The sequence below is a fragment of the Vibrio sp. 1CM7H genome, assembly GCF_023161645.1.
In the GTDB taxonomy this organism is placed as follows: Bacteria; Pseudomonadota; Gammaproteobacteria; order Enterobacterales; family Vibrionaceae; genus Vibrio; species Vibrio diabolicus.
Map to the genome: position 1 here is coordinate 53,754 of NZ_JALNTV010000006.1, position 12,258 is coordinate 66,011.

The following is a 12,258-nucleotide window of genomic DNA, read 5'->3' on the forward strand; positions in this document are numbered from 1 at the left end:
TCAGATTGCGGTTAGAGCGAGCACGGTCATAAAATTTTACACCCTCTTAGGGGCAACCGTACTCTATAAGAAAGGTTAATCTAAATATTACTTAGCTTCGATATGATCGATCATCAATTGCAGTGATTGATTACCACGAAATTCATTCACATCCAATTTGTAAGCTAAACGTACCGTTTTAACTGATGCATCCGGCCAGCGACGCAAATCGACATTAAATGCAATGCCGTCGATCATCACATTGGTAGGGTGACCTTTGTAAAGCGGTTCTAACATCAATTTAAGATGCTTCTCACCCACCAGCTTTTGATGCAACACTTTAAACTCACCATCAAAGATTGGTTCAGGGAAGGCTTGTCCAAAAGGGCCACCAGACCGCAGCTGTTCAGCGACATGCATAGAGAATTCTTCAGGCTTAAGTTCACCATCAGACATGATCACGCCTTTTAGCGCCGCTTCATCGAGTTCCTTTTTTACCACTTCATCAAATAAACGGCTGAAACGTTCGAAATCCTGCTCTTTAATTGTTAAGCCTGCCGCCATCGCGTGACCACCAAATTTGATGATCAAACCTGGGTTTTGCGTGTCGATGAAATCCAACGCATCACGCATGTGTAACCCCGGAATAGAACGACACGAGCCCTTAATTGTCCCTTCTCCGCCATCAGCAAATGCGATGACTGGACGGTGAAACTTCTCTTTGATGCGCGAGGCCAAAATACCAATCACACCTTGGTGCCAATCACGTTGGAACAAGGCTAATCCGTAAGGAAGCTCACTGCCTTCACCAAACTGAAGACGCTCGCAGAAAGCCATCGCTTCTTGCTTCATGCCTTCTTCAATCTCTTTACGAGTTTGGTTCAAACCATCCAGTTCACTTGCCATACGACGAGCGGCGTGAATGTTGTTACACATCAACAGTTCAACACCAAATGACATGTCATCAAGGCGACCAGCAGCATTGATACGAGGACCTAAAGCAAAACCAAAATCGGACGCCACCAAACGACGCGCATCACGCTTCGCGACCTCAATCAATGCTTGAATGCCAGGGCGCGCTTTGCCCGCACGAATACGTTGCAAGCCTTGGTGTACAAGAATGCGGTTGTTTTCATCCAATGGAACGACGTCGGCGACGGTACCCAGTGCAACAAGGTCAATCAGTTCCATCAACTTAGGCTCTTGCATGCCCTGCTCAGCAAACCAATTGTGTTTTCGCATATGAACGCATAGTGCCATCATGAGATAAAATGCGACCCCGACACCAGCGAGCGCTTTAGACGGAAAATGACAGCTCTCAAGGTTTGGGTTCACCATTGCATCCACATCAGGCAACACTTGTCCCGGTAAGTGGTGATCGGTAACGAGCACGGTAATGCCGTTTTCTTTTGCGTAACGCACGCCTTCGATTGATGACACACCGTTATCTACCGTCATGATCATCTCAGCGCCAAGCTCTAATGCCTGGTCAACGACTTCTGGGCTTAACCCATAACCGTCTTCAAAACGATTCGGTACTAGGTAGTCCACATTGTGACTACCAAGCATACGCAGCGCGAGCACCGACAATGCAGAGCTCGTCGCACCATCAGCGTCAAAATCACCGACAACGATGATGCGTTTTTGTTCTTTTATTGCCTGAAACAAAAGCTCGACAGCTTGCTCAATCCCCCCGAGTTTTTGGTAAGAATGCAAACCACGAGCTGACGTTTCTAGTTGCGCAGGATCCGTAATCCCACGGTTGATGTAGATACGTTTGAGAATCGGAGGAATGGAATCAGGAAGAAGGGAAAGATCAGGTTCAGGACGTCGTTGAATTTCTATCATGCTTGAAAAGAGCCGGCGACTTTGCCGGCTCTGCTCCTAAAGGATTATTGTTGCTTTAAACGTTTCAATAGCTCTGCAGGCGGTAGGTAACCGCCAACCATTTCGCCATTCGGTAAGAAGATCGCTGGCGTACCAGAAATTCCCAATTGGCGACCTAGATTGTAATGTGATTGGATGGTTTCTTTACACTGTTTTAAGTCTTTCGCAGGGTTATCAAACGTACGATTCACTTTCGCGTTGTGCATTGCCGACTTTGGATCTTCAGCACACCAAATCGTCGCCATTTGCTCTGCCACTGGGCCAGTAGCACCTTGGCGAGGGTAAGCCATGTAACGCACTGTAATGCCTAGATCGTTATAGCCTTGCATTTGGCTGTGCAGACGCACACAGTAACCACAAGTGATATCAGTAAATACCGTCACTGCATATTTTTCATCGTCGGCTTTGTATTCAATCATGCTATCGGAGAACTGCGCGATTTTCTCCGCATTAAGCGGCGCTTGGCGCTCTGCAATGACATCTTTGTAACTACCATCGTCATTGATGGCATAAAGCGTACCGGCGATAAAATGGCTACCATCATTTGAAGCAAACAAGATCCCGCCATTAGTTTGGATTTCCAATAAACCAGCAACTTCTGATGGCTGAATATCAACGATAGATAAACCAAGCTTTGAGAACTTAGTTTTTAATGCCGCTTCATCAAAACTGCTTTGCGCAGCTGGTGCCACTTGCTGTGCAGGAGTGTCCGTTTTAGCCTGACTTTCTTCTGCACCACACGCGGTAACAAAAAATGGTAAAGTCAGCAGAGTTAGTCGGCGTAATACGCTCATGAAATTCACCTTAATATAAAATCGTTTTTCCAAGAAGACATGGATGAATCTAACCATTGTTATGCTCTTGGGTGGTGTTGACTGTGGATCTGCTTCAATCGTTCAGTCGCCACGTGAGTATAAATTTGCGTGGTCGATAAGTCACTATGTCCTAATAGCATCTGTACGACCCTGAGATCTGCGCCATAGTTCAATAAATGCGTGGCAAAGGCATGACGCAGTACGTGCGGCGACAGCTGTTCAGTGTCAATCCCTGCTATCAAAGCATAGTACTTAATACGGTGCCAAAACGTCTGACGAGTCATTTGCCTTGCGCGTTTGCTAGGAAAAACAATATCAGATGATGTATCACCAAGTAACGCAGGACGCCCTTGTTGAATAAACGTCTCGATCCAATCTACCGCGTTCTCCCCCATTGGCACTAAGCGCTCTTTACCGCCTTTACCTGTGACACGCACAACACCTTGACGCAAACTAATGTTTTCCATAGTTAAACTGACCAATTCCGTCACACGCAAACCAGTCGCATACAGCAGTTCCAGCATCGCTTTATCCCGCAATTCCACAGGATCATTCGGGTCTGGCGCTTCGAGCAAGGCGTCCACTTGCTCTTCACTAATATCTTTGGGCAAGCGTTGTGGCAGTTTAGGACTGACCAAGAGCGCACTCGGATCATCAGCACGTACTTTCTCACGATGCAGATATTGGAATAAACGGCGAATTGCCGACAACATACGCGCACGGGACGTCTGCTTGTAATCCAAGTCTACAAGGTAGCTTTGGTATTCTTGCAAGCCAGACAAACTAATGAAATCAAGACGGTAGCGATGTTTCTCCATCCACGTGAGCAGCTTCATCAAATCATTTCGATAGGAGGCCAGCGTGTTCTCTGATAGCCCACGCTCCATCCACATCGCATCTAAGAATTGTTCAACAAGCGAAAAATCTTGTTGATTGACAGGCTGTTGTGCCGTCATGAACGCTTCCTTATCTGTTTATATTTACAGTACTTAGATTAAGGCACCTACCGATCCAATACCATAAAAAAATCATCCCGCTTAGGATATTCGCTGCAATCTTCCTCAATTTATGGTTAGAATCTTCCACAACAGCAACACAAATAACGATGAATATAATGAAAATCGGACTCTTTTACGGCTCAACGACCTGCTACACCGAAATGGCAGCAGAGAAAATTCGTACCATTATTGGTGAAGACCTTGTCGACATTCACAATGTGAAAGAGACACCGTTATCACTAATGGCGGACTACGACTTATTACTCCTTGGCATCTCAACTTGGGACTTTGGTGAAATTCAAGAAGATTGGAATGCGATTTGGCAAGACATCGCAACAACACCATTAAAAGGTAAAGTTGTCGCGCTGTTTGGTCTGGGTGACCAAGAAGGCTACGGTGAGTGGTATTTGGACGCGATGGGCTTACTTCACGATGAATTACAAGCGACCGGCGCAACCTTTATCGGTTACTGGCCAAATGAAGGCTACGAATTTGAAGCATCGAAAGCACTGATTGAAGATGGCAGCAAGTTTGTTGGACTAGCGTTAGATGAAGACTCGCAGTACGAACTGAGTGATGAGCGCATCGAAAAATGGTGTGAACAAGTTCTTGTGGAGTTCCACGACACACTTTAATAGTATGAACGCTTCAAAGATAAAAAATAAAAAGCCCGATGAAGTAATTCATCGGGCTTTTTAATATCTTGATAGTGCGAAGTTATTACGCTGTTTCTTGTGCTAGCTCTGGACGAGGTTTCGCGATGAAGAACATGCACACGATAGCCGCAAATGTTGGAAGCACCCAACCCATGCCCACTTCGAATAGTGGCAACATGTTAAACGCAGAAACATCAACACCCGATACTTTTGCCGCATCAACCAACGCAAACAACAGAGATACAAGCAGTACCGCGCGGTAAGCAAAACGTGGATTTGGCAGTTTGCTGCGTACAAATGTTAGTGCAACCAACGCAATCGCCACAGGGTACAGCGCAAACAATACTGGCACTGACAGAGAAATCAGTTGTGCAAGGCCGACATTCGCAACCAACGCACAAACAGAACCGTTAATCAGTACCCATTGCTTGTATGACAGTGGCGTTTTCGAGCTGAAGAAGTCTGAACACGCAGAAATCAAGCCAATAGCCGTTGTCAAACACGCTAGTAATACAATGACAGACAGAACGATTTGACCGTATGGACCAAACAGCGCTTGAACGTATTGGCTAAGTACCAGACCACCGTTATCTGCACCAGCAGCAACAGTTGCACTCGTCGCGCCCAAGTAGAATAGTGAGATGTAAACAAACGCAAGACCGGCAGCGGCAATACAACCTGCATAGATCAGATATTTAGTCGTTGCAGAACGCTCAGTAATGCCTTTACCTCGCAGTGCATCAACCATCAGCATGCCAAACATCAATGACGCGAACGTATCCATTGTGTTGTAGCCTTCTAGGAAGCCTTTGGTCAGTGGTTGCGTTAAGTACTCACCGTGCGCGCCCAGCATGTCACCTTGAGGATCAATAAATACCGCCACTGCAAGAATGATCAAACCCACGAACAATGCCGGCGTCAGTACTTTACCGATAAGATCAATCAAACGGCCTTGGAACCATGAGAACATCATCGCCGCAATAAAGAAGATCACTGAAAATGCAGTGAGATGCGTTTGTGACGCTTCAAGGAAGAAAGGTTTCACCGCCATCTCGTAAGCCACTAAGCCAGTACGAGGCGCAGCAAATGCAGGACCGATGATGATGAAGATCAACGCAGCCATAATAACCGCTGCTTTTTTCGGAAGGTCTTGCGTTAAGTGATCCCAAGAACCACCAGCTACAGCAATAGCAACGATAGTAATAAGAGGTAGACCTACCGCTGTTAGCAAGAAACCAAACATCGCTGGCATTAAGTTTTCACCGGCTAGCTGACCCGCTAGAGGTGGAAAGATGATATTGCCCGCACCTAAAAAGAACGCAAATAGCATAAAGCCTACTGCGATAATATCTGTTAGTTTTAACGTCTGCTTCACAGATAACCCTTGTCTTTTAATTAATGAATGTTGTGTATGCTTAGACCACTTTTGGTATACCTAAAGTCAATAAGTACACGTGGTTCAATCTATAAAATTTTCGCCGCATAATGACGAAAGACTCATCATTTGGCAACCTTTAAGAAAAAAACACCATATTAATTTAGTTTTCAAACTTAAAAGCAGTGGATATAACCAGATCTAAATAACAGACCAGTTCTTTATCTCGATCAATTAACAATACAATTTAATAACCAACAAAACAACAATCTATACAATTAAGAAACAATAGAGAAATTCACTTAATTATTGAGCAAACATAAAACAATCATGAAGAGCAAAAAACTGAAAACTAAAGGCTTCAATTTTAAGAAATTTTATATTGAGGGCGGCGAGAGTGGTATGCCCGTCAGCACTGATGGGGTAATGCTTGGTGCTTGGATTCAAAGCCCGAACAACGCTCAAATTCTCGATATTGGCACTGGCACCGGGTTGCTTGCCCTGATGTGTGCCCAACGCTTTACAGAAGCTCAAATAACCGCGGTCGATATTGAATTAACAGCCATTGAAGCTGCGCAAAAAAATGTAGTTCAGTCGCCTTGGTCAGATCGTGTAAGTGTGCATCACATCGACATACTGCACTTTACGCCGACGCATCCATTCCAACGCATCGTTTGTAATCCGCCCTACTTCAACAGCGGCGAGCAATCGAAACACAGTCAACGTGCAACCGCGAGGCACACTGATACGCTACGCCACAACGCATTGCTACAACATTGCTATCAGTTGCTTGATGAACAAGGGAAAGCTAATTTTGTGTTACCAATCACCGAAGGCGAACGGTTTATTGAACTAGCATTAAACCAAGGCTGGTATCTATCGCGAGTCTGTCGTGTACAGCCATCAGGAAAGAAACCAGTACATCGACTGTTATTTGAACTGGCGAAGCAGCCTTGCGATACTCAAGAATCACATTTAATAATTCATTCGCATGACGGTTACAGTGACGATTTCGTCCAATTAACCCGCGAGTTTTATCTTAAGATGTGAAATAACATGTGATCCTTATCACCAATCACTTTATAATGTGCGACCTTTTTGTATTCTATGCTGTTGTGGCGAACCATTAACCAAGCTTTGCTTGTGGAGAACTCATTGTGATCAGAACCTTTGCTGAACTTGATCTAGACCAAAACCTACTTGAAGCCATTGAAGAGATGGGTTACGAACGCCCAACAAAAATTCAGGCAGAAGCGATTCCACAAGCGTTGGATGGTCGTGACATTTTAGCGTCAGCGCCAACAGGTACTGGTAAAACGGCAGCCTTCGTCCTGCCTGCATTGCAATACTTGCAAGACTTCCCTCGTCGCAAGCCTGGACCTGCGCGTATTTTGATCCTAACGCCGACGCGCGAATTGGCGATGCAAATCGCTGATCAAGCACGAGCTTTGGCAAAAAACACTAAACTGAACATTTTCACCATCACAGGTGGTGTTCAATACCAAGAGCACGCCGATATCCTTGCGACAACACAAGACATTGTGGTTGCAACGCCTGGCCGTTTAAAAGAATACATTGATGCAGAGCGTTTTGATTGCCGTGCGATTGAATGGTTAATTCTGGATGAAGCAGACCGTATGCTAGACATGGGTTTTGCTCCTACTGTCGATCGTCTATCTAACGAGTGCCGCTGGCGTAAACAAACCCTTCTGTTCTCAGCAACTTTAGAAGGTAAAGGCGTTGAGGGCTTTACCGCTGATCTGTTGAATGATCCAGCAGAGATCGATGCAAAATCGCCACTGCGTGAGCGTAAGAAGATTGCTCAATGGTACCACCGTGCTGATGATGCAGAACACAAGCTTGAATTACTAAAACACATTATTACTCAGCAAGCAGAACGCACCATTGTCTTCTTGAAGACACGTGAGCGTTTGGCAGAGCTACGAGCGCAGCTTGAGAGCGCACAGATTCCATGTTCTTGGATTCAAGGTGAAATGCCTCAAGATCGTCGTAACAATGCGATTTCTCGCTTCCGCGATGGTACTGTGAACGTGCTGCTCGCGACGGACGTTGCTGCGCGTGGTATCGACCTTCCGGATGTGTCACACGTTATTAACTACGACATGCCACGTACGGCTGATGTCTACCTTCACCGTATTGGCCGTACGGCTCGTGCGGGTAAGAAAGGTAACGCTATCTCAATCGTAGAAGCACACGACCAACCAATGATGGATCGCGTTGCACGTTACGTGAAAGAAGACATCAAAGAGCGTTTCGTGAAAGAGATGCGTCCGAAACACAAAAAACCTGTGTTTAAGAAGAAAAAGAAAAAAGAAGACAAGAAGAAGCCAGCGAAAAAGAAAACCGCTAAGAAGAAGTAATCTTATTGGGGCGAAATAGCCCAAGCTAAAACATAACAAAGGGTTGGCAGTGCCAACCCTTTTTCGTTTGTACTGATAGAGATTAACGTAGACTACGTCTCAATAAGTTTTAGTTTTGCTCTTCGCGTTTAAATACTAACTCTGTTGGTGTCGATTCATCTTCAACAAAGTAGTAACCCGCTGTATCAAACTTAGTCAGATCTGCCACGCTCTCAATACGGTTTTCGATGATGTAACGCGCCATCATGCCGCGCGCTTTCTTCGCGTAGAAGCTGATGACCTTGTATTGACCATTCTTACAATCTTTGAATACTGGCGTGATCACTTGCGCATCTAAGTGCTTTGGCTTCACCGCTTTAAAGTATTCATTTGATGCAAGGTTGATAAGCACATTATCACCTTGAGCAGAAATCGCTTCGTTAAGCTTATCCGTAATCACATTGCCCCAAAACTGGTACAAGTTCGTGCCCTTGTCGTTTGCAAGCTTGGTACCCATTTCAAGACGGTATGGCTGAATCAAATCGAGTGGTTTTAGTAAACCATAGAGGCCAGACAACATGCGCAAATGATCTTGGGCATACTCGAAGTCCGCTTCAGATAAGGTTTCGGCGTCTAGTCCTGTGTAAACATCACCTTTAAACGCTAGGATCGCTTGTCGTGAGTTTTCTGTGGTAAACGTTTCACTCCACTCTTGAAATCGCCCAACATTCAAATCGGCAATCTTGTCGCTCACTTTCATTAAAGAGGCAACATCAGCAGGAGTCAGTTTGCGGCAAACATCGATAAGCTCTTTTGAGTATTCGAGCAACTCAGGTTGAGTAAATTTTTCTGTCGCTAACGGAGACTCGTAATCAAGAGTCTTCGCTGGAGAAACTACGATAAGCATGACTTTCCCTTCTCTAATTCTGTTTTTTAATAGGGTACAAAAAAAGCCATGCATTGTCTGCATGGCTTTTTACATCGTACTAATAGCTTTCAACTATGAGTGATAGCTCACTTAGTCTTTTTTATCGTTGTACCAAATGCCTTCTTCAAGCTGAGATTTCAGCTCAGGGAAGTCATTCGCATCAAACGTTGGTACTTTACCTTCACCAAGTTGGCGGTTGTAATCTTTTGCTAGCTTAATCACGATGCCAGATAACAAGATGATTGCCACCAAGTTGACTATCGCCATCAGCCCCATCGAAACATCAGCAAGTGACCATACGACTGGGAGCGAAGCAAGTGCACCAAACATCACCATACCAAGAACAACAACGCGGAAAATGCTTAGGCCCGCCTTATGGTTGTGCTCTAGGAAGATTAGGTTCGTTTCAGCGTACGAGTAGTTCGCGATGATTGATGTAAATGCAAAGAAGAAGATTGCCACGGCAACAAAGATGCCACCCCAATCACCAACTTGCGAGCTCAATGCACGCTGAGTTAGCTCGATACCCGTCACTTCTGTTGCTTGACCGACATACTCACCTGACATCAGGATGATAGCCACTGTCGCTGAACAGATAACGATCGTATCCATAAATACACCTAGCATCTGAACATAACCTTGAGATGCAGGGTGTGGTGGGTAAGGCGTTGCTGAAGCCGCCGCGTTTGGCGCAGAACCCATACCCGCTTCGTTCGAGAATAGACCGCGTTTAATACCGTTAATCATTGCCTGTGCAATCGCGTAGCCAAGACCACCAGCCGCCGCTTCTTGCAGACCAAATGCACTCTTAAAGATAAGCATTAATACATCAGGTAGCTTCTCTAGATTAGAGAACATGATGAACAGTGCTAGAGCCAAGTAAAGCAGCGCCATGATCGGAACGATCATCTCTGCGACTTTTGCGATACGCTTGATACCACCGAAAATTACAATCGCAGACAGTACTACAACCGCGATACCAACGTACAGGTCACTCCAACCAAATGCGGTGCTCATTGCATTTGCAATTGAGTTAGCTTGTACGGCGTTGAATACCAAACCAAAAGCGATGATTAGGAAAACTGAGAACAATACGCCCATCCAACGCATGCCCAGGCCTTTTTCCATGTAGTAGGCAGGACCACCACGGTAGTTGCCATCATCATCTTTGGTTTTGTATAGCTGCGCCAGAGTACTCTCTGCAAACGACGTTGCCATACCAAGCATTGCGATCAGCCACATCCAGAAGATCGCGCCAGGACCACCTGCAGTCAATGCAACTGCAACGCCCGCCATGTTACCTGTACCAACACGTGCAGCAAGACTAGTACAAAGCGCTTGGAAAGAAGAAATACCAGCTTTGTCTGCTTTACGACTGTTCTTAAGAACAGAGAACATGTGGCCGAAATGGCGGAACTGAATGAACCCTAATCGAACGGTGAAGTAAATACCAACACCAACAAGAAGATAAACCAGAATCGAACCCCAAAGGAGATCGTTCATCAAATTGATTAAGTCTGTCATGTGTACCTCAAAGTGAGTTGCGCCGGTCTATGCGTCCAAGCCATCCACCAAATTGCCTGCTAAGTGTCAAAGTGTGCTTAGCTTTTTAAGTAATGTTTATGGGCAATCTAGAATCGTAAACGTCGCTTCATGCATCCATTTTACGTACCAGCGTATTTTTTGACGGGCGGATAATGCAACCTAGGAGCGCAAAAATCAATATGCAACCATGATAATAACATTGTTATTTTTCACTATAAAGTCACCAAAAAATAACATAAATGGAAGACTTAACACCCATAAACCGCAACATTTCAATTACCAAATTCCAACATAAATAATTATCACCCACCAAACAGAACGGAGACCCATATAATTAAGACCAAGCTAGTATTCACAAGGTGTTACATAAATTTGCTCTAGTGCCTTACCATCTAATTGAACACTATTTCATCAAACTGGTTTTATGCAACTTTGACCTTTGCACTGTCTCCCCACTCGCCAAATCGAATTAACATTGAAAATCTCTCTATTTAATCGTTTTCTTGAGATCGTTTGTGCATTTTTTAGCCACCACATTGCCATGAAAAGTGTGATTTTGAGAATATTTTTGCACGAAAATGTCATGCTACCGACACAAATGCGAAATATATCATGGTTATTCTCACGGCTATTGTGGTACTTAAAAAACTCCACAAGGACTGGTTACAACAGTTTAGCTTAAGAAAGGTAAAGGTGGCTTATGGAAGGCTTTCAACTAGATGACATTTTTAATCTGGATACTACCTCAACAACCAAATCTCGTGCCAAACCAGTAAAGCGAAAGTGGCGTGAAATAGAAGAGATGAACGACAGGCGCAATTTGCTTAAAGAGCTACGCGAACTTGATGCCTGTACCGACTACAACTTGGAAGACATTAAACTCTAATTCAAACAAAAGGCACCTTAAGGGTGCCTTTTGTTTTTGTTTACAGTAACCGTAAACGACGAGTTTAAGCGCCAGGATTTGAGTATGAGTACCGTTATTACTCAATAGGAATTTTCCTGTCTTTTGGTTGAGAAGCGCAAAAGATAAATTTGCGTCCAATTCTCAATAAATAAGAAATGCAGCTAACAAACCCGAGTGATACTTTCGCTCACTCAGGTTTCATCGCACACACTTAAACATACTCAGCATCACTTTGACGCACACGTTCAGCTAACTGTTTATAACGATCGGCGATGGTGTCACCAAAAACTGGGTCATCTTCACTGACGCTCCATAAGCTTTCAACATGCTGCCAATCCTCGGTAGTGAACAGCTCCTCAATGAGAGGCAGGATTTTTCGTTCCTCTAACTCCAAGTGACGTCTTTGTGATTCAATGAAATCCTCTAGGTGGGCCACAAACATGTCTTGAGGCACAACAGCATCCTGCAGGATCATCTCTATCAAGGAAGCAAACTCTTTGGTTTTACTTGCTAGCTCTTGGTGTTCTTTCTCTAAGTTTTCCATGGTCTGTTGCTTACCATAGTGCTCAAGAAAGTGGTGATAGAGAATATCTTCTTTCGGATGGTGAACTTTTTCTGAATGATTAGAGAGGTAATCAACTATCTCGCTTACTAATGCGTAGTTGATCGCACGTTCTTCTTTTATCTCATTAAGTTTATGGCGCAGTATCGCCAACAGACGAACCATATAACCGTGTTCGCGTCGAATTCTTTCGATCATCATAGCGTCTCTCCTTAACACCTACTTTTAATAAGTGTACATGAGAAA

The 12,258-nt window shown here is 44.6% G+C and carries 11 protein-coding genes; 4 read left to right on the plus strand and 7 right to left on the minus strand.

Annotated elements, in window-relative coordinates; all coding sequences use genetic code 11:
• Positions 1–87: 87 nt before the first annotated feature.
• From recJ to xerD, 3 genes are read right to left on the minus strand one after another with little or no spacing between them, the layout of a single operon-like run.
• A complete protein-coding gene (gene recJ / locus MSG33_RS18630) occupies positions 88–1,827 on the minus strand; it encodes a single-stranded-DNA-specific exonuclease RecJ (RefSeq protein ID WP_006742673.1) in 1,740 nt (579 codons plus the stop codon).
• A gap of 44 nt (positions 1,828–1,871) precedes the next feature.
• Positions 1,872–2,660 (minus strand): bifunctional protein-disulfide isomerase/oxidoreductase DsbC, encoded by a 789-nt coding sequence (dsbC, locus tag MSG33_RS18635; protein ID WP_012842135.1) that lies wholly within the window; start codon positions 2,658–2,660, stop codon positions 1,872–1,874.
• Positions 2,661–2,719: 59 nt separating this feature from the next.
• A complete protein-coding gene (xerD, locus tag MSG33_RS18640; RefSeq protein WP_005397336.1) occupies positions 2,720–3,637 on the minus strand; it encodes a site-specific tyrosine recombinase XerD in 918 nt (305 codons plus the stop codon).
• Between the two features lie 158 nt (positions 3,638–3,795).
• Between xerD and fldB the strand changes: the two genes are divergently transcribed.
• A complete protein-coding gene (gene fldB / locus MSG33_RS18645; protein WP_005397338.1) occupies positions 3,796–4,314 on the plus strand; it encodes a flavodoxin FldB in 519 nt (172 codons plus the stop codon).
• 85 nt (positions 4,315–4,399) lie between these two features.
• Here the strand turns inward: fldB and brnQ are convergent, their stop codons facing one another.
• The gene (gene brnQ / locus MSG33_RS18650) at positions 4,400–5,710 is read right to left on the minus strand and encodes a branched-chain amino acid transport system II carrier protein (RefSeq protein ID WP_006742676.1); all 1,311 of its coding nucleotides are present in this window, start codon (positions 5,708–5,710) and stop codon (positions 4,400–4,402) included.
• Between the two features lie 330 nt (positions 5,711–6,040).
• Here brnQ and MSG33_RS18655 point away from each other — a divergent pair, with 330 nt between their 5' ends.
• Positions 6,041–6,760, plus strand: a complete 720-nt coding sequence (locus MSG33_RS18655) for a tRNA1(Val) (adenine(37)-N6)-methyltransferase (protein ID WP_248381704.1) — start codon at positions 6,041–6,043, stop codon at positions 6,758–6,760.
• A 107-nt stretch (positions 6,761–6,867) separates the two neighbouring features.
• The gene (srmB, locus tag MSG33_RS18660) at positions 6,868–8,091 is read left to right on the plus strand and encodes an ATP-dependent RNA helicase SrmB (RefSeq protein ID WP_005396291.1); all 1,224 of its coding nucleotides are present in this window, start codon (positions 6,868–6,870) and stop codon (positions 8,089–8,091) included.
• Positions 8,092–8,200: 109 nt separating this feature from the next.
• Here srmB and yaaA read toward each other — a convergent pair whose 3' ends face one another.
• Positions 8,201–8,977: a peroxide stress protein YaaA gene (gene yaaA, locus MSG33_RS18665; RefSeq protein ID WP_248381706.1), complete on the minus strand. Its 777-nt coding sequence runs from the start codon at positions 8,975–8,977 to the stop codon at positions 8,201–8,203.
• Between the two features lie 111 nt (positions 8,978–9,088).
• Complete coding sequence (locus MSG33_RS18670; RefSeq protein ID WP_005396293.1) at positions 9,089–10,522, minus strand: sodium:alanine symporter family protein; 1,434 nt, start codon at positions 10,520–10,522, stop codon at positions 9,089–9,091.
• A 721-nt stretch (positions 10,523–11,243) separates the two neighbouring features.
• Here MSG33_RS18670 and MSG33_RS18675 point away from each other — a divergent pair.
• Positions 11,244–11,429 (plus strand): DUF3545 family protein, encoded by a 186-nt coding sequence (locus MSG33_RS18675; protein WP_005396294.1) that lies wholly within the window; start codon positions 11,244–11,246, stop codon positions 11,427–11,429.
• A 232-nt stretch (positions 11,430–11,661) separates the two neighbouring features.
• On the opposite strand, the gene MSG33_RS18680 is transcribed toward MSG33_RS18675, so the two are convergent.
• Entirely contained in the window at positions 11,662–12,213 is a 552-nt protein-coding gene (locus tag MSG33_RS18680; protein ID WP_005396296.1) for a hemerythrin domain-containing protein, read from the minus strand.
• Between the last annotated feature and the right edge of the window lie 45 nt (positions 12,214–12,258).